General features: G+C 38.3%; 18 protein-coding genes and 1 other RNA gene. 7 read left to right on the top strand and 12 right to left on the bottom strand.

Going from position 1 to position 17,459, the window contains the following annotated elements:
* Positions 1-34: 34 nt before the first annotated feature.
* On the bottom strand, positions 35-349 hold the full coding sequence (locus LAV82_RS13025) for an MGMT family protein (RefSeq protein WP_013058058.1): 315 nt from the start codon (positions 347-349) through the stop codon (positions 35-37).
* Between the two features lie 349 nt (positions 350-698).
* Between LAV82_RS13025 and LAV82_RS13020 the strand changes: the two genes are divergently transcribed.
* Complete coding sequence (locus LAV82_RS13020) at positions 699-1,238, top strand: MerR family transcriptional regulator (RefSeq protein WP_211077745.1); 540 nt, start codon at positions 699-701, stop codon at positions 1,236-1,238.
* A 32-nt stretch (positions 1,239-1,270) separates the two neighbouring features.
* Here LAV82_RS13020 and LAV82_RS13015 read toward each other — a convergent pair whose 3' ends face one another.
* Both LAV82_RS13015 and LAV82_RS13010 read right to left on the bottom strand, forming a co-directional pair.
* Positions 1,271-2,155 (bottom strand): LysR family transcriptional regulator, encoded by an 885-nt coding sequence (locus LAV82_RS13015; protein WP_211077744.1) that lies wholly within the window; start codon positions 2,153-2,155, stop codon positions 1,271-1,273.
* Between the two features lie 159 nt (positions 2,156-2,314).
* Positions 2,315-2,890: a LysE family transporter gene (locus LAV82_RS13010; RefSeq protein ID WP_211077743.1), complete on the bottom strand. Its 576-nt coding sequence runs from the start codon at positions 2,888-2,890 to the stop codon at positions 2,315-2,317.
* Positions 2,891-3,029: 139 nt separating this feature from the next.
* Between LAV82_RS13010 and LAV82_RS13005 the strand changes: the two genes are divergently transcribed.
* Positions 3,030-3,902, top strand: coding sequence for a LysR family transcriptional regulator (locus tag LAV82_RS13005; protein WP_499716222.1), 873 nt, complete (start codon positions 3,030-3,032; stop codon positions 3,900-3,902).
* A 324-nt stretch (positions 3,903-4,226) separates the two neighbouring features.
* Here the strand turns inward: LAV82_RS13005 and LAV82_RS13000 are convergent, their stop codons facing one another.
* Positions 4,227-4,616, bottom strand: a complete 390-nt coding sequence (locus tag LAV82_RS13000) for a VOC family protein (RefSeq protein ID WP_211077741.1) — start codon at positions 4,614-4,616, stop codon at positions 4,227-4,229.
* A gap of 221 nt (positions 4,617-4,837) precedes the next feature.
* An RNA gene (gene rnpB, locus LAV82_RS12995) (RNase P RNA component class B) lies at positions 4,838-5,226 on the bottom strand.
* A gap of 247 nt (positions 5,227-5,473) precedes the next feature.
* Between rnpB and LAV82_RS12990 the strand changes: the two genes are divergently transcribed.
* The 3 genes from LAV82_RS12990 (at position 5,474) to LAV82_RS12980 (ending at position 9,087) form a co-directional block, all read left to right on the top strand.
* Positions 5,474-6,292 (top strand): histidinol-phosphatase, encoded by an 819-nt coding sequence (locus LAV82_RS12990; protein WP_274589132.1) that lies wholly within the window; start codon positions 5,474-5,476, stop codon positions 6,290-6,292.
* A 305-nt stretch (positions 6,293-6,597) separates the two neighbouring features.
* Complete coding sequence (locus LAV82_RS12985; protein ID WP_211078007.1) at positions 6,598-8,178, top strand: histidine kinase N-terminal 7TM domain-containing protein; 1,581 nt, start codon at positions 6,598-6,600, stop codon at positions 8,176-8,178.
* Between the two features lie 144 nt (positions 8,179-8,322).
* Positions 8,323-9,087: an MBL fold metallo-hydrolase gene (locus LAV82_RS12980; RefSeq protein ID WP_063672150.1), complete on the top strand. Its 765-nt coding sequence runs from the start codon at positions 8,323-8,325 to the stop codon at positions 9,085-9,087.
* A gap of 69 nt (positions 9,088-9,156) precedes the next feature.
* Here the strand turns inward: LAV82_RS12980 and LAV82_RS12975 are convergent, their stop codons facing one another.
* The 3 genes from LAV82_RS12975 to gdh all read right to left on the bottom strand — a co-directional run bounded on the left by LAV82_RS12975 (position 9,157) and on the right by gdh (position 11,345).
* Positions 9,157-9,294 carry a hypothetical protein gene (locus LAV82_RS12975; protein ID WP_499716220.1) on the bottom strand — a complete coding sequence of 46 codons (138 nt, stop codon included), beginning with the start codon at positions 9,292-9,294 and terminating at the stop codon, positions 9,157-9,159.
* Between the two features lie 131 nt (positions 9,295-9,425).
* Positions 9,426-10,415 carry a DUF4003 family protein gene (locus LAV82_RS12970; protein ID WP_013058067.1) on the bottom strand — a complete coding sequence of 330 codons (990 nt, stop codon included), beginning with the start codon at positions 10,413-10,415 and terminating at the stop codon, positions 9,426-9,428.
* 144 nt (positions 10,416-10,559) lie between these two features.
* A complete protein-coding gene (gene gdh, locus LAV82_RS12965) occupies positions 10,560-11,345 on the bottom strand; it encodes a glucose 1-dehydrogenase (protein ID WP_013058068.1) in 786 nt (261 codons plus the stop codon).
* 453 nt (positions 11,346-11,798) lie between these two features.
* On the opposite strand from gdh, the gene LAV82_RS12960 reads away from it, so the two are divergent.
* Entirely contained in the window at positions 11,799-12,425 is a 627-nt protein-coding gene (locus LAV82_RS12960; protein ID WP_499716219.1) for a nitroreductase family protein, read from the top strand.
* A 60-nt stretch (positions 12,426-12,485) separates the two neighbouring features.
* Positions 12,486-13,790: an aldehyde dehydrogenase gene (locus LAV82_RS12955; protein ID WP_098196747.1), complete on the top strand. Its 1,305-nt coding sequence runs from the start codon at positions 12,486-12,488 to the stop codon at positions 13,788-13,790.
* A 36-nt stretch (positions 13,791-13,826) separates the two neighbouring features.
* Here LAV82_RS12955 and LAV82_RS12950 read toward each other — a convergent pair whose 3' ends face one another.
* The 4 genes from LAV82_RS12950 to LAV82_RS12935 form a co-directional block, all read right to left on the bottom strand.
* On the bottom strand, positions 13,827-15,197 hold the full coding sequence (locus LAV82_RS12950; RefSeq protein WP_013058071.1) for a DUF2254 domain-containing protein: 1,371 nt from the start codon (positions 15,195-15,197) through the stop codon (positions 13,827-13,829).
* A 137-nt stretch (positions 15,198-15,334) separates the two neighbouring features.
* Positions 15,335-15,523 carry a hypothetical protein gene (locus LAV82_RS12945; RefSeq protein ID WP_211077734.1) on the bottom strand — a complete coding sequence of 63 codons (189 nt, stop codon included), beginning with the start codon at positions 15,521-15,523 and terminating at the stop codon, positions 15,335-15,337.
* A gap of 153 nt (positions 15,524-15,676) precedes the next feature.
* Positions 15,677-16,441, bottom strand: a complete 765-nt coding sequence (locus LAV82_RS12940; protein ID WP_053487521.1) for a TPM domain-containing protein — start codon at positions 16,439-16,441, stop codon at positions 15,677-15,679.
* Positions 16,441-17,010 (bottom strand): LemA family protein, encoded by a 570-nt coding sequence (locus tag LAV82_RS12935; RefSeq protein ID WP_211077733.1) that lies wholly within the window; start codon positions 17,008-17,010, stop codon positions 16,441-16,443. The genes LAV82_RS12940 and LAV82_RS12935 overlap by 1 nt, the downstream gene beginning before the upstream one ends.
* Positions 17,011-17,459: the final 449 nt, after the last annotated feature.

Here is a 17,459-nt window from a genome sequence, read left to right as displayed (position 1 = left end):
CAAAAAAAGCTATCTATTTCAGATAGCTTTTTTGTTATTTATACACGTCAGGTTCATAGAGATAGACTTTAAGATCAAGCTTTCCATCCGAAGAAACGAGTATTCCTTCCGCTTCAAGTGAAAGTTTTTGAACAACGTACATTTCTTCGTCTTTAAACCCAATTTCTCCTTTAGAATTAATGACTCTGTGCCAGGGGAGATTATGTTTCTTACTCATCGAATGCAGTACTCGTACAACTTGCCTTGCACCTCGGGGACTACCAGCCAAGCCGGCAATTTGTCCGTATGTCATTACTTTCCCGGATGGTATTTGTTTAATAAGTGCTACTGCTCGTTCTGTAAAACTCATGCTGCCCCTCCTTTTATTCTTTAGTACAACATTACCATAATCATTAAACAGTGAAGTAATCACTCGATTTTTCTTCAGCAACATTATAAGATAATAATAAGAAGTACGCTCATCATTGTTCAACATACTCCAAACAAATGCTTACTGATTATTTCCTATTCTTCAACTAACAAATCTTTGTGCGAGTGGCAGCTTATACCTCATTTATGACACTGTGATTATAAAAACGTTACAGAAACCAACACAGCAAGGTACGTAGAAGCGTTACATGATAAGATAAACAGTAGATACTAGTACAAGTTCAAATTGATGCTGACGAATAAGTAATCATTTAAAAAGTGGTGAGAAAATGACAAAATGGCTTAGTGTAAAAGAGTTATCTGAAGAAACGAGTATTCCTACTTCAACGATTAGAAGATATATAGATAAATTCCAATATTTCTTTATACAAAAAGAGGATCATCGACCAAAACAATATGAAGCTGGGGCTGCGACCGTTTTACTGAAAATTAAGCAGCTTTATGATGAGGGCTGTCAAGCAGAAGAAATCAATGAAGCGCTGCAAAAAGAATTCTCTTTAACTACAAGCGAGGATCAAGCTGCCGTGTCTCTAGAAGAAGCCGAAGACAAAGAGAACACAGAGAACACAGCAGAAGCAGCTGACCAGCAGCCGACACCTCCCGAACAGCCGGTACAGCCTTCACCCCAACAAGAGCCTGATACAAAACAAATTCTTCAGGAAAAAGATAAGCAGCTTATTCAATCTTTGCGTAAAAGCTTGCGTGAACAGCAGGCCATTTCAGAATTAGTAGAAGCTTCAAAAGAAAGCAGCGTAGTAGGTAAAAAGAGATCGATTTTAAAAAGGTTATTTAAAAGAAAAAAGGACTGAGTTTGTAAACAAGTCTAGGCTACGAAACACCTTCATTTCTGCTCATGGAATTTATGTAAAACAAAGTTTCTAAACTGTTTAACAGCCGGTGATAGATATCTTCCTTCAATCCAAGCTAGTCCAATTACTCGGTGGCAGTTGGCTTTAGCTAATGGGATTTTCACTATTTTACTTTGATCTATTCCGTGTAAATCTGGAAGGATAGAAATTCCTAAGCCGGCTCCTACAAGTCCCGCTACGGTATCAGCTTCCTCTCCTTCAAACATGATGTGAGGCTTTACCCCTGTCTCTTCAAATAACTGCTCAAACGTAAGACGAAGAGAAAAGCCTTCTTTTAAGTGAATAAATGATTCTTCAGCAATTTCTTCTAGTGGGATACTCTCACAGCGAGCGTACCGATGATTTTTTGGCACAATCACAAACAGCTCTTCACTCCAAAGGTGCTGCCACTTGATGATCGATTTCTCTTCCATAGGCGCAATCAAACAAAGATCTAGTTCGCCCATCTGCAGCTGCTCAAGAAGAACGTGAGAAGGGCTTTGCCTCAGCTGAAAATTCACCTTAGGATACAAACTACGAAACGAAGCGATTAAATCTGGAATCAAATCTGTGCTGAGCGTATGTAAAAATCCAAGGGACACCTGCCCTTTTTCAGGATCTAGCAGCGCTTGAATTTCCTCTTGTCCTTTATCAAATTCTTTCATTATGTTATCTACACGCTTTAAAAAAACTTTACCATATTGATTTAATATAATGGAACGTCCTTGCCGGTCAAATAGCGGTGCTCCTACTTCTTCTTCAAAACGAGCGATTGAACGACTGAGCGCAGGCTGCGTAATTAACAGCTCTTCTGCGGCGCGCGTCATATGCTGCGTACGTGCAAGCGTTTGAAAATATTTAAACTGCTGCCACTCCACTTTGTACCATCTCCTTATTAACCGTTCTATTCATTACATAGATGTATGAAAAATATGATTATAATGAATTATACATTATAAATAGAAGATGCTACTATAAAATATGGAAACGTACTTGAGAATATTTCAGTAAAAACAGCCTTTCTTATTCAGCCAGTTTTAGAAAATAACAATTGCCGAATAAATAAGTAGCACACACATTATTACATTTATTCTTTTATCATACTTTGCAAATAGTTTTTTGAATACAGAACCAAATGCAGTCCACAGTAGCAATGCGGTGCATCCTATTAGTATCGTGAGACAAATCAAAAAAAGGATAGCTGATTTGGAATTATTATAAGGTAGTACAAAAGTTGTCATGGCCGTTAAAAAGTACAAAATACTTTTTATATTGAGAATTTGAAAAAACAGCCCCGAAAAAAAAGAAGAGTTTGTACAGGAATCATCCTCTTTTTTCTTCTTAGAGAAAGCCATTTGCCATGCTAGGTAAACTAAATATGCCGAACCAACGATCTTAAAGTAAGGTTCTACCATTGGTATCCACTGATACAGGCTTGTGGCTAATAATGCAGTTACTATACCCAGAATAATAAACCCCGACATAATTCCACCGCTGAAGCGCAGTGATCTTCTGAATCCAAACCTTCTCCCTTCGTTCATTACCAAGATATTACTTGGGCCTGGAGTAAAAGATGTAATAATTAAATAGGAAAGGAATGCTGTAAAATTCATATAGTTAATTTCTCCTCTTACTAAAAAATTGTTGAATAAGTTACGTGCTTCATTGTAATATAAGCCTATCTATCGGTAAAATTGAAATAACAAATAACTACTATCGTTTTTTTAAATAGATAAGAGGAGTTTATAACCAATGGAGATACGACAATTTAATACGTTTCGAACGATTATCGATGTGGGGAGTTATACAAATGCGGCTCTGAAACTGGGCTATACTCAGTCAACTATCACTTCTCATATTAAGGCTTTAGAACGGGAGGTTGGCGGCGAGTTATTCACTTATACTAAACGAGAGTTAAAGTTAACTTCTTTAGGAAGAGAGTTAATGCCTTTAGCCGATGAATTGTTATATACGTATAAACGTATATCACACTTAAAAACTCAAAATAAGGTAAGCGGCGAGTTGAAAATTGCTGCCCCTGAGTCGCTGACTATTTCAAGATTAGGACCTATTCTAAAAAAATATTCAACTAAGTATCCCGATGTTAAGGTTATATTAAGCAATGGAACTTGCGGGCAAAATCAAACAGATCTTATGAGCGGAGATGTTGATGTTGCGTTTATGGTTTGGCCAAAATTAGAAGCAGATAATTTCATTCATCATGAGTTGCATAAAGAAGAAATTGTTTTAGTTACAAGCCCGGATAAAAATCAGCACTTTGATGGTTATAAAACCGATGGAATTACTGACTTCTTTATAACAAACGAAGAGGGATGCAGTTATCGTTCGATGTTTGAAAAATATCTGGCTGCTCATAAACTGCCTAAATTTCAAACAATGGAGCTATGGAGTTTAGAAGCAATCAAACAATCGGTAATGAGCGGATTAGGATTTTCTGTACTCCCTTATATCACCGTAAAAAATGAGGTTGAAAAAGGATTATTAAACATTCTTGAACACAATGAACAATTTGAGCCCTTCTACTCGCATTTACTCGTCAAGTCAAAAAAGTGGCAATCTCCTGCTGTTGAAAAGTTTATTGAGTTAACTCTAGAATCCGTATAAACACGGCCTCGATAAAAATTAATAAACTTTTTTGCATACAAAACTGCCCCTCCAGTTGTCAGTCATTCTAATTAGAGGGGCCATTTTTTTATCACAGCACATACTCGAAACCAAGTTAAAAGTGGTAAATTTCTAGATGAATACAAGCCGTTTTTATATAATGGTGGAACAAACTGATGCCAATCTATTACCTAAGTTTACTGTCTACTTGCTATCAATAGTGTTAGTGTTATCTATAGATGTATCATGGCAAGGCTATTTTCATTAAAAACCTGACTGCAAAACACATTTTTTCTTGTATGTACCCCTTTAAAGTAGGCTTTTTTAGAGTTTAACTCGTTCTACTAGCTGCAGCAACTCATCATTAGGTCCATGAAATAAAATCATACGGCCGCCTTCAAGCGTTGGCTGAGGCTCAGATGATAAAAATTCAATTCCTTTGCTCTTATAATGTTGAATCGCCTTATTTATATCCTCTACCGTAAAGGCAAGGTGGTTAACAATCCCGCTTTTGCTATACTCGCCAATCGGATCAATATCTCGAATGAGTTCAATTTCGATACCCGGCTGTTCTTCAAGATATAAAAAAGCCATCTCTCTTTTTTCGGTAGAGCCTTGAAGGCGAACTTTAAAGCCAAACATATCCCCGTAGTAGTGAATCGTCTCATCCATATTTCCAACAATAATTGCTGTATGCTCCATTTTTTTAATCATCGATCTTCTCCCTTTCCCCGTATTTAGTAAGTACAAGTAAACTATACCGCAATTTAGGCAATATGTATTTCCATATACCTTGAATCCTTATACTATGGTTAAAAAAATGCAAGCACTCTATCAATGAGTCGGCTATGATTTGAAAAATAACAAACAAAAAAACAAACCTCATTGGTTTGTTTTGATTACGTATTTTATAGTCAGTCTCTGTTTCAGCAACGTTCGATAAGCCATGTTTTGTACCTTTGTACTGCAAACGATTTTACTCTCGTACTCAGGCGGTAATCATCTATCTACGATTACGCATGTAACCGTCCGTCTCTCCGTTAGATTCCTTTGAGACAGTTCCCCTACCATTGTTTGGGTTTCTCGCTCGTGGGGTTTACCGCGTTCCACCTTTGCTGTTTCCAGCAAAGCTTCGTCACTGTGGCACTTTCAGGGATACTCGACCATATCCAAAGACTTAGGTGGTTTTTCCCGCCGTCAGCTAAGCTATAAGCCAAGCTGCCCTAGCTTATTTTTTCACTAGGCACGAACACTACGGGCATCTCAGCACCGTGCGAGCATGGACTTTCCTCTACATCAAATGATGCAGCGATTACCTGAACGTTATTTCAGATCGTGTATGAGTAGTATATGCGTTTTAGCTTGCCGAATCAAATGTAACTTTTGGTATGGATTCCATGTCAATTTTTGCAGCAAATTAAATAAAATAACCTCTTTCTGTACAATCTTTTTAGTAGATGACTCACCAGCAAGCCAAGAAATATTCTCTTCATCCATTTCTACGGGGGATACTTTGTTTCTTTGTAGAATATTTTATACACTACATAAAAAGGTAACAGAGGTGATGAAAAATGAACGCTGATTTAAAATTTGATTTTCATACCCATCACGACCGATGCGGACATGCTCGCGGAACGATTCGAGATTATATAGAGGCATCTATTGATAAAGGCCTTGATATCATTGGGATTTCGGATCATTCTCCTTATTTTGCGAGCGAAGAAGACCAGCCGTATCCTCACATTGCTATGGGAAAAAGCGCATTCTCCGGATATGTAGCTGAGATTTTGAAACTAAAAGAAGAATATAAAGAAAAAATTGAAGTGCTGTTAGGCGTAGAGTCTGATTTCTTTCCCCAGCATGCGGAGATATATCGTAGCTACTATGAAAAATATCCGTTTGACTACATAATCGGCTCTGTCCATCAAGTTGATGAAGTCAGCATCTTTCATAAAACGCGCTGGGAAGGTCTTTCTCAGCAAGAAAAGCAGCGCACGAAAGAAACGTATTATCAATTAATCGAAGAATCCGCCCGGAGCAGAATGTTTCAGATCCTTGGACATATTGATGCCATGAAAGGATTCTACCCTTCTTTTTCTTCTATCGAGACGGCTGTCATTGATCAGACGCTAAAAGTGATTTCAGCACATGATATTGCCATAGAAGTGAATACATCAGGCAAAACCAAAGACTGCGGAGGCTGGTATCCTGCAGACGACATTTTGGAAAGAGCTCTGCGCTACGGGGTACGCATTACATTTGGTTCCGATGCCCATGACCCGGAGCGCATTGGAGACGACTTTGAACTAGTAAAAAAGCGCCTTAAAGAAATAGGTTTTACAGATTGGGTCTTTTTCAGACAGAAAAAAATGCAGGTGGCACCTTTGTAAAACGGTGAACTTAAATAGGCTGTGCATCAATTAAAATATGCCTGAAAACACGCAGATGAAGGAACATCTCGTGTTTTCAGGCATGTGTTTTTTACTGAGAAACTTTGACTTTTGGAGATGAAGATAAATCTTCTCCGTTCGTTTCAATTACTTGTTGTTTAGGCACCATTTTTTCATCGTCCAGACCTATCCTTATAGTCCCTCTACTATCTCCAACACTACTAATTTCCTACATAAAATATCCACATTTCATTTCAATTGTGCTACATTTAACTAAAAATGCTTTCTTAATGAGGGACACGATTGTGAATTTAGATTTAACAGCTTATATAACGCTTATCTGTACGTCCGGTGTTCTTAATTTATACTTGTGCTTTTACGTGTTTATTAAACGTCACTACTACAGCAATATCGCGCATTTATTTATTCTTCATACAGGTTTCACCGCTATATATTGTATAGGTGCAGCTTTTAGCTTGCTATCTGTTAACCTTGAGGAAATGAAGTCCTGGACCGTCGTTCAATACGTGGGCATGCCTTTTTCGCCTCCTGCAGGACTGCTGTTTGTTATACAGTATGTCGGCATAAAGGTAAGGAAAAAACATATTTTTTCCCTTTTTATCATTCCGTTTATTAGTTTGATCATGGTCGCAACAAATGACTGGCATCACCTTCATTACCGAGTGTTTGAAATTGACCCAGTTTTAGGTGCTCCTTACGTTCATCAAGAAATTGGACCATGGTACACGATTCACGGCATGTTCATTTTTTCGTCTATGTTCGTTGCTTTTTTACTCGCCGTTTACCGATGGAAGGAAACAGCCAAAGCTTACCGCCTACAGTTAATTGCATTAATGGTCGGACAATTAGTCCCTATCGTTACAGCTTTTATCTATTTAATGGGCTTTACGCCGCAGGGAATTGATCCAGTTCCGATGGTTTTATGGGTTTCTTCTTTTCTATATTTATGGTCCATCAACTCATCGCGTATGTTTACGGTCATGCCCGTTGCGAAAGATGCAATATTTAACAGCATCAATGACGGTGTTATCGTGCTTGATGAAGCTTACAGATTAATTGAATTTAACCTAGCGTCGAAGAACATGTTTCCGCAGCTGAAAAAAGCAATGTTTGGAAAACGGTTTGCTGATATTTGGTTCACGCTATCGGACAGTTCATTTCCTTTTACATTAGAAAATAAAAAAAGCAGTCAAGAGCTGCAGCTTTTTTCTGCGGACCAACCTCAGTATACGTATCAAGTTCGCACCTCTCCTTTGCAGTATGCTAACAACAGTCACGGCTTGCTGCTTATTTTTACGGATATCACGGAACTAAAAAGACTTCAGCTAAAGCTTGAAAATCAAGCTTATTACGATGAGTTGACGCAAATTTATAATCGCAGAGCATTTTTTCAGCACAGCAAGCAAGCATTTGATGAAGCAAAAAAGTCCGCATCTTCTTTTACGCTTCTTTTACTTGATATAGATTATTTTAAAAAAGTGAACGATACGTATGGTCATTATACCGGCGATCAGGTGCTTGTACATGTCGTAAAAGCCTGCCAGTCCGTATTACCGCAAGGAGCCCTTTTTGCTCGGTACGGCGGTGAAGAATTTGTACTCGCGCTAAAGGGCTATACTTTATCCGAAGGCGAAACGCTGGCTGACCAAATTCGCCGTCACGTCGAGACTCAGCCCTTACTGATTAATGAAGAAACCATTTCTATTACGCTAAGTCTTGGAGTAGCACAAGCGGAAAAACAAGAAAATGAAACGTTAGATGAGCTGTTGAATAAAGCAGATATCGCCCTGTACGCTGCCAAACAACATGGACGCAACCAAGTACGTATATATAAAGAGATAAAAGAAATCCTAAAAAGAACCTAAACAGCACTGTTTCGGTTCTTTTTGCTTTTGACTACTATTCTTTCATTTATCAAGTGAAAGTGTTAAAAGACTTGATTTTATCTATGTATTTGCAACTAGAGTATCCTATAAACTATACGTAGATCAAAAAAAGGAGAGATACAGATGAAGATTACACATATTCGTAACGCTACTCTAATTGTTGAATACGGAGGAAAAACGTTTTTAATTGATCCTATGTTAGCGGAGAAAGGCACGTACCCTCCTTTCCCAAATTCGATCAGACAAGATCAAAACAACCCTTTAGTGAACTTACCGATATCCGTTGAAGAAATTATTGCTGATGTAGATGCGGTTATTGTCACTCACCTCCATTTAGACCATTTTGACGATGCCGCTAAACAGGCTTTGCCAAAAGACATCAAAATGTTCGTTCAAAATGAAGAAGATGCCGCAGTAGTAAAAGAAGCTGGTTTTAAAAATGTAGAAGTACTTACGCAAAACACGGTTTTTGAAGGCGTTGAATTAATCAAAACAAAAGGTGAACACGGAAGAGGAGAAATTTTAAAGCGTACTGGTTTAGTGTGCGGCGTTGTTTTTAAACATAAGAATGAAAAAACGCTTTATGTAGCTGGAGATACGGTATGGTATTCCGCTGTTGAAGAAGAGATCAATACACATAAACCAGAGATCATTGTCGTAAACGGCGGAGATAATCAATTTTTAGAAGGCGGTTCTCTTGTGATGGGGAAAGAAGATATTTACCAAGTTTTTAAAGCGGCCCCTCATGCTACGATTATTTCTGTCCATATGGAAGCTGTAAATCACTGGACGTTATCAAGAGAAGAGCTAAAAGGCTTTATCAACGAAAAAGATATGGCGTCCCGCGTCTTTATTCCAGATGATGGCGAGGTTTATACTTTTAAGTAAAAGAGATTAAGACATAACAAAATCATTCCAATCTAAAGACAGACAAATGAGATCGCATGGATCGCTCGCTTATGACACCGCTGTTGATTTCCGTGCAAGGCTTCGCTTTCCGCGGGCGGCCGCTGAGCCTCCTCGTCGCTTGCGCTCCTGCGGGGTCTCATCTGTGCCGCTTTTCCTGCAGGAGTCTTCGCCTTGCCCTCCAATCAACAGCTAGAAGTAACTAAATTGAGTAAACCTACCTTCCCTCTACCAATAAAAAATCCGACCGATTTATCGTTCAGGTCACCCTTCAACTAACATACTTTTGTCCCAGCCTCTTTTTATAGCCGGTTAATTTATCAAGTAGTAGTCGTAGTAGCAACCGCTGAAGTGCTCGCAATAACCGCTAGCATAGCCGCTTGCTGGGCTTGAATAATCGTTTCAATCGTTGTATAGATGCCTGTTTCGACCAGTCTAGAATCCTTTAGCTTTTCACTGATAACCAGATTAACCGCCAGCATAACATTGATGTCTTTCTGCCACTTAAAAAGTTTATCTGCATTCAGCTGCTTTACCGCTTCATGGATAATTTCAATTTCAGCTTCCGGTTTTTCAAACAGTGCTAATAAGCCAAGGACTGGGTAATGCATTGCTTTTACTTTCATACCTGCCGATTCACAGATTTCTTTTACTGCTAGGCATCTTTCAATAAGGGTATCTCCATGTAAGTTTTTATCGTTTGCGAGAATATGACTTAAAAATTGAAGGTCATTTCCTTTTTTAAATCCATGCTGCGCCAATGTGGTATAAAAGTGTTCAATTTCATGCATCAAATCATCAACAGACTCGCTCGTTTCAGCTAATAAAACGGCAAGAGGCACATCACCGCTTGATGTGAGGAAGAGATGCTTTTTTTTCATGCCTTGATAAATTTCTACTGACCTTCGAACCATTTCTTTATGACTTCGACTCGACTCATTCGACAGCATAGCAGAAGCCGCGATATACGTAAATGCGCCTCTAGTAAACCCGCCTTGTACCAATTGATCATATACATCCAGAAATTCATGAAACGTTTCTTTTGGATTCTCATAGCGGGTATCCAGCATGGCTGCGATCGTAAACCGCTGCGATGATTTTAATGTAGAAAACATTCCTACTTGATTTTTAATATAGTCACTTAACTCAATATAAGGCTGAAGCTGAAGCGATTTGCCTTTCACTACATACATAGAAGCGATAGCCATAAACTGCTTGTGATCTGCCACTTTCCATTTGAGTTCATTTTTTAAGCTGATATAAAAACCTCTATACTGCTCTACTTTTTGTTGAATCGTTTCCGGTAGCATATCAACACGTCCTTTATTTGTCGTTAGTTTATATACGTAATACTTCAATAAAAGTTTCAATATTTAGTAAATTAAACCTGTGTTTGTTGCATACAAAAAAGACCTCGGGATATCCCAAGGTCTTTTTTCTTTCAGCTTTATTTATTAACCTCTTCCCGCTTGGAAAGAAGGATATTTTGTCATACCGCCATCAGCAAATAGTGTAATACCTGTTACGTAGCTTGCTTGTGACGATGCTAAGAATGCTGCAACTGATGCAATTTCTTCTGGGTTGCCGATGTAGCCCATTGGAATCATGCTTTCTACGTCTGCACGCTGTTCCGGATCTGCGAATTTTTCAGCGTTGATTGGCGTATCGATCGCGCCTGGTCCAATGTTATTTACGCGGATACCTTTTGGCGCATATTCAAGAGCCAATGTTTCCGTCATTAGTTTCATACCGCCTTTACTTGCTGCATAGTGAACAAATAGTGGCCAAGGAATCATCTCGTGAACGCTGGACATGTTAATAACGTTTCCTTTAATATCATTTTCAACAAAATATTTAATCGCTTCGCGGCTTCCTAAAAACGCGCCTGTTAAGTTTGTATCGATTACTTGATTCCAGTTTTCTAACGATAATTCATGTGAAGGAACCGGGTTTTCAACACCAGCATTGTTAATCATAACGTCTAATGTGCCAAACTCTTTAACAGCTGTCTCCACAAGATTCACAACGTCTTCTTCTTTTGTTACGTCGCCTCGAACAATAATTGCTTGGCCGCCAGCTTGTTCAATTTCTTTTTTTACTTCTAGCGCTTCTTCTTCATTGCTGCGGTAGTTTACAACCACTTTTGACTGCTCTTGACCAAAACGAACGGCCATTGCGCGACCCAATCCTTTTGATCCGCCTGTTACAACTACTACTTTATCTTTTAAATCTGTGTACATCTTGAAGTCCTCCTACTTTTCCTGCGTGATATGTCTTGCTATACCGTACTAATTATAAATACAGTTTAGGTTTTTAAATAGAGAAGAAATATTTCTTTGTCTCTTCTTTCTCAAACTGTACGTCATTTAAAAAGAGACAAATTCACTTTTGTTTCTTTTCGTTACTTATCGTAACCAAGAGAGATAAAGTAGTCAAACTTTTTTTTTGATCATTTTTATAATTTATTTTTATCTCTCACTTTCCTCATATTTGTTTGTTCCCTGGAGAATGAGTCTTCCCACTTCTAAGTTAACACCTTTTCACAAGTTTAAACTTTTCCCCTTGCAATTCTTAAATCAATGTATTATATTGTTGATGTATCAATTATTGATATATCAAACAATTGTCCGCAATCAAAAATATGAAAATGAAAATAAATAAGTTTAACGCCTAAAAAGAAAGGAATAATGACTATGACTACAAAAGACTTTAACGAAATTGCTTTAAAACGCCGTTCAATTAAAAAATATGATCCTTCAGTAAAAATCAGCCGTGAGGAAATGGAGGAAATTCTTACCGAAGCTATGCGCGCTCCTTCTTCTGTTAATATGCAGCCATGGCGCTTTGTTGTGATTGAAACACCTGAAGGAAAAGAAAAATTAGCTGAACTTGCGAAATTTAACAGCGAACAAGTTCATACATCTTCAGCTGTTATTGCTGTATTTGGTGACATGAACAACGTCGAATATGCAGACGAAATTTTTGGCAAAGCCGTAGAACTTGGCTATATGCCTCAAGACATTAAAGAACAGCAGCTAAATTTCTTTAAACCAATTTATGAAAACATGCCAAAAGCTGATATGAAAGACATCGTTTTAATAGATTCAGGACTTGTGTCTATGCAGCTTATGCTTGTTGCTCGTGCTCACGGATATGACACAAATCCAATCGGCGGATACGAAAAAGAATTAATCGCAGAAGCATTCGGTCTGGATAAAGAACGTTATCTTCCAATTATGCTTATCTCAATCGGAAAAGCAGCAAGCGAAGGTCATGCTTCTTACCGTTTACCGGTCCATACGGTTACAACTTGGAAATAAGCAGCTAGTTCTATTCAATAAATAAAGAGCTAAAAATGTGAAGTAAAAGGAGACTTTCCAATGAATAACTATCAAGAACTTACAAAAAAACAGCTTTCATTCTTTAATAGCGGTAAAACAAAAGACGTTGCGTTCCGTATCGAAACGCTAAAGAAATTAAGAGAACTTGTTGTACGTCATGAAGACGACATTTTAAAAGCAGTAAAAGCTGACCTTAACAAACCAGAAATGGAAGCAAAACGTGCAGAAGTTGGTCTTGTGCTAAGCGAAATCGACTTTGCAGTTAAGAATCTTGCAGAATGGGCAGCGCCAAAAGAAGTAGAAACACCATCTACTCACGCCGGAGCAAAAAGCTATATTTATCAAGATCCGTACGGTTTAGCTCTAGTGATTGCACCTTGGAACTATCCGTTCCAACTTGCTGTATCACCGGTAGTAGGCGCGATTGCTGCAGGAAACTGCGTGGTATTAAAGCCTTCTGAATTAACACCTCATACGTCAAGCCTTCTTGCTAAGATGTTTAATGAAAACTTCCCTGAAGAATACTTGACAGTAGTCGAAGGTGAAGTGGAAACAAGCACGGCTTTACTAAAAGAAAACTTTGATTACATCTTCTTTACAGGAAGTACAATGGTCGGCAAAATTGTGGCAGAAGCTGCTGCTAAACATTTAACGCCTGTTACGCTAGAACTAGGCGGAAAAAGTCCTACAATTGTACACGAAGATGCTAATATTGAAGAAGCAGCTAAACGCATTGCGCGCGGTAAATTTGCAAATGCTGGCCAAACTTGCGTAGCGCCAGACTACATTCTTGTTCAACGAAATGTAAAAGACGAGCTGCTAGCTAATCTAAAACAAGTCGTAACAAACACGTACGGCGAAGATGTTTCACAAAATCTAGACTTCCCTCACGTAGTGAGCGAAAAGCATTTTGATCGTCTTAACAGCTTCTTAACAAACGGAGATATCGTTTTTGGAGGCAAAACGGATCGTTCTCGTCTGTTTATTGAACCAACTGTTCTTGACAACATCTCATGGGAAGACAATGTGATGCAAGATGAAATCTTTGGACCAATTCTTCCAGTCATCGTATACGATGAAATCTCAGAAGTAATTGAAGCAATCGTAAAACGTCCAAAACCATTGGCACTTTATCTTTTCTCTGAAGATGAAGCAGTCCAAGATCGCATCTTAAACAGCGTGTCATTCGGCGGCGGTTCTATTAACGATACAATTAACCATATGACATCTCACTATCTTCCGTTTGGAGGCGTTGGTGACAGCGGAATGGGTGCGTATCACGGAAAAGCAAGCTTCGATACATTTTCACATGCTAAAAGCATCTTAAAACGTTCAAATAAATAAAGAAAAAGCCGATGTCAGCGTCTGACTTCGGCTTTTTTATTCCTTCATTTGTTTGGCGATTTGTTCATATTGCTCTTCTTTTTTTGTAGAAATAGCTAAATCATAAAGAATATGTAAAAAGTACTTTTTATCTTGAACAAATAAATACTCTTCTTCAAAGCCTTTAGAAATGTATACAGCAAACTCCCAGATGTCATCGTAAAAAGCTGGTCCAATGGCCTCAGCGAGATTTCCAAGCGTTTTGAGCAGCTCCATCGTAATGATAATATTCCGCCTCGCATAGTGCCGGATATTAGCGAATCCATCATATAAAAAGTCCTCAAATTTTTTATCAGGAATCACCATTCGTATCACGCCGCTGTCATCCACTAAATAAGAAGAAAATTGACTAGCTTCACAAATTTCCCGAAGAATATCGCTAATTTGATGAATGGAGTTAACCGCCGTTTTGAAATCATCATTCCCTAGTGATTTAACTGCCATCTCCACAAACTTCGTAATGATATACGTAGTATCTTGAATATCAGTCTGAGATTTCCCTACATGGATATATTGGTGAAAGGCGGTACAATCCATTTCATCCTGCTCTGTCGAATCTCTATGCCAATAATAAAACAATACGGTTCCGCTGAGCACATAATCCCCTACTTCACGCTCCATTTTTATAACTAAATTATGCTCTTTGGCGCAGTGAATCAATTGGCTGTAGTTCACTGTTTGAATATAGCCAGATGTTTGAATACATACCGGCTTTTTTTCTCCTTCTGGAAAGGAAAATTGTTCGCTATGACTAGACTGCGTTCGATGAATCTCCAGTTCCTCGCGGATTGTTGTCTTAATTGCTTTTATGGACGCTGTTTTCATCGATTGAGTCATATGATTTACTTGCAGCCACTTCACAGAGTGATTAATAAAGTAGACAAACGTGCCCGCACTAAAAACCGATAGCGCCGTCGTCACAAATGGAATCGCAAAATATCCGTCTACTTGAGAGCTGTTTAAAAATAAAAAAACAAAAAGTGTATACAAAAAACTCCCTATAAAAATCCCCAGAATTCGCTGAGTAGATTTAGAAGAAGCAAAGTTTTTTAACACGCGAGGAGAAAACTGAGCTGCAAATGATGTAAACACAACAAGCATTAAATTAAAGGTAAACGTCGTAATCGATAGAATTCCGGGCATAATCGTACTCACTAACGTATTGGTTAAATCCATGTTGATTGAAAAAAATGAAGGAACTTTCTCTCCTACTTTACAGTAATAATCAAGAAACAGCGTCAATGCAGCTAAAAGGACAGAAAAAAGAGCATAAATTAAGGGACTAAACCATATTTGGCTATTTAGCTCATCTTTAAAAGCACGAGGAGAGAGCTGTTTCCTTGCCGCTATCCATCTAAATGTATTCATATAAAACCTTCCTTTTTATTTGTAAATCTCTAACTTTTTTCTTAGTTCCCTAAATTTTTCTGATTATGCTTATATAATGGAAAAAATCTATTTTTTAAGGTATAACTGTACAAAGCAAAAAAGAGGTTGAGACATACCTAATTAATTCGATTTAAATACGTACAACTAGGATATATGAGTTGAACCGTTTTTGACACCGCAGTTGATTTCCGTGAAAGACTTAGCTTTCCGCGGGCGGCCGGTGAGCCTCCTCGTCGCTTGCGCTCCTGCGGGGTCTCACCTGTACCGCTTTTCCCGCAGGAGTCTTCGTCTTGCCCTCCAATCAACTGCTAGAAGGAACTGAATGAAGATATGAAAGCTATGTTCACCATACAAATAAAAAAACCGAACGCGTTGGATTCTCAATCAAGAATCCATCTCGTTCGGATCTTCCTTCCACTAACCTAATTTTATCCCAGCCTCTTTTTACTCTTATCTTTTTACCAGCCTCGGCTCGCTCCACCGCCTCCAGAACTGCCGCCTCCACCTCCGCGAGGACCGCTGCCACCGCCTCCGCCTCTTCCTCCAAACATCACAAGGAAGTTTAGCAGAAATTGTGTAATCGCTCCTTTAAAAAAGACGAAGTCGAGAATAAGCAAGCCCACAATAACAGCTGCAATCAGCAGCGTTTGAAGAGTTGTTAAATGAACGCCGCTATCAGAGGGAGCATCTGCTTTTGGTACTTTTTGTTCAAAATCTGTTCCTAAATCATACTCTTTTACGACTTGGTTATAAACAGCTTTGTATGTGCTTTCTAGCGCCGTATCGTATTTACCATTTTTTAAGTTAGGAATGGCATAAGAGTCGATGATTTCTCCCGATTTGATATCGGTGATGGCTCCTTCTAACCCGTATCCTACTTCGATTCGAACTTTTCGTTCTTTTTTAGCGAGCAAAATAAGAACGCCATTGTTCAGCTTTTTATCACCAAGTTTGTACTTTCGAAACGCTTCATTTGCGTACTCTTCTACATCCGCATCACCTAATGAATTCACGGTAAGAACCGCTACTTGAGCTTTGGTTTCATCATCTAACTTTCTGCCCATTTGATTTATATCAGCTTTTTCCTGATCGTTTAATAGATGAGCAAAATCCTGAACATAAATATCGCCTACCGGATTTGGAATATCAGGTGCAGCAAAAGCAACGCTTACCGTATTACATAAAAGAGACAATAATAAAGCAAACGAAGCAAGAAATTTCATCACTTATCGCTCCCAAAATCAACTTTCGGCGCTTCTTTTTCTTCATTTGTTACTTCAAAATATGGCTTTTTTTCAAAGCCGAACGTACCCGCTAACATGCTTTTAGGAAATCTCTTAACCGATTTATTGTATTTTGCAACTTCATCGTTATAGTCTTTACGCGCTACAGCGAGTCGATTTTCTGTTCCTTCTAAACTGTCCATTAAGCTTCTGAAGTTTTCATTCGCTTTTAAATCCGGATATTTTTCAACCACTACGAGCAGGCGGTTTAATGCACCGCTTAACTGTTGATTAGCATCAGCTTTGTCTTCAGGAGTTTTAGCTCCCGCTAGCTGCGCTCTTGCCTGAGTGACCGAATCAATTGCTTCCTGCTCATGCTTAGCATAGCCTTTTACGGTTTCCACTAAGTTCGGAATTAAATCAGATCTTCTTTTCAGTTGATTATCTATTTGTGAAAATTTATTATCTACATCTTCCTCTGCGCTAACGAGACTATTGTAAGAGCTCACTCCGTAAATTACAACAAGCACTAGCACAATGACCGTAGCGATCAAACCTTTGTTTTTCAATGTACTACCTCTTTTCTTCATCAAAATTATGTATCTACTTACTAGTACGAATCATGCTCTAAAAAGATTCATTTTTTACCAATTTTATTTATATTGAACGTATAAGTAAGACATCTCCTAACAATCAATTCCTCTATAAGGTGAAATACTTTTCTCTACCTAGTCTTTCTATCAATTAGCACATGTAACCCTTCTCGATTTTATCTTGTTTCACAATAGAAAAAAGAATACCTCTTAGGTATCCCTTTTATTTTTAGACTCTTTTAAGGGTTTAAGATTCTTTTCTTTTTAATATAGTATTTTCCATCAGAACAGTTGTAAGAGGAATCATACAAGTCTATTTTAATCATCCTTTCTTTGTTTTTCCTCTATATACTATTCAATAAATGACCGGGTGCTTGTACAATATATAATTTTTTTTAGAAAAGGCGTATATAGCAGATTCGCTC

Source organism: Bacillus sp. ILBB4 (assembly GCF_035064545.1).
GTDB lineage: Bacteria > Bacillota > Bacilli > Bacillales > Bacillaceae_H > Priestia.
The sequence above is the reverse complement of the archived record's forward strand: the minus strand, read 5'-3'. Positions and strand labels throughout refer to the sequence as shown.

Excerpts from the sequence above, each read along its gene's own strand:
- LAV82_RS13025 (WP_013058058.1), bottom strand. The coding sequence starts at position 349 with ATGAGTTTTACAGAACGAGCAGTAGCACTTATTAAACAAATACCATCC.
- LAV82_RS13020 (WP_211077745.1), top strand. The coding sequence starts at position 699 with ATGACAAAATGGCTTAGTGTAAAAGAGTTATCTGAAGAAACGAGTATT.
- LAV82_RS13010 (WP_211077743.1), bottom strand. The coding sequence starts at position 2,890 with ATGAATTTTACAGCATTCCTTTCCTATTTAATTATTACATCTTTTACT.
- LAV82_RS13005 (WP_499716222.1), top strand. The coding sequence starts at position 3,030 with ATGGAGATACGACAATTTAATACGTTTCGAACGATTATCGATGTGGGG.
- LAV82_RS13000 (WP_211077741.1), bottom strand. The coding sequence starts at position 4,616 with ATGATTAAAAAAATGGAGCATACAGCAATTATTGTTGGAAATATGGAT.
- LAV82_RS12990 (WP_274589132.1), top strand. The coding sequence starts at position 5,474 with ATGAACGCTGATTTAAAATTTGATTTTCATACCCATCACGACCGATGC.
- LAV82_RS12980 (WP_063672150.1), top strand. The coding sequence starts at position 8,323 with ATGAAGATTACACATATTCGTAACGCTACTCTAATTGTTGAATACGGA.
- LAV82_RS12970 (WP_013058067.1), bottom strand. The coding sequence starts at position 10,415 with ATGCTACCGGAAACGATTCAACAAAAAGTAGAGCAGTATAGAGGTTTT.
- gdh (WP_013058068.1), bottom strand. The coding sequence starts at position 11,345 with ATGTACACAGATTTAAAAGATAAAGTAGTAGTTGTAACAGGCGGATCA.
- LAV82_RS12960 (WP_499716219.1), top strand. The coding sequence starts at position 11,799 with ATGACTACAAAAGACTTTAACGAAATTGCTTTAAAACGCCGTTCAATT.
- LAV82_RS12955 (WP_098196747.1), top strand. The coding sequence starts at position 12,486 with ATGAATAACTATCAAGAACTTACAAAAAAACAGCTTTCATTCTTTAAT.
- LAV82_RS12950 (WP_013058071.1), bottom strand. The coding sequence starts at position 15,197 with ATGAATACATTTAGATGGATAGCGGCAAGGAAACAGCTCTCTCCTCGT.
- LAV82_RS12940 (WP_053487521.1), bottom strand. The coding sequence starts at position 16,441 with ATGAAATTTCTTGCTTCGTTTGCTTTATTATTGTCTCTTTTATGTAAT.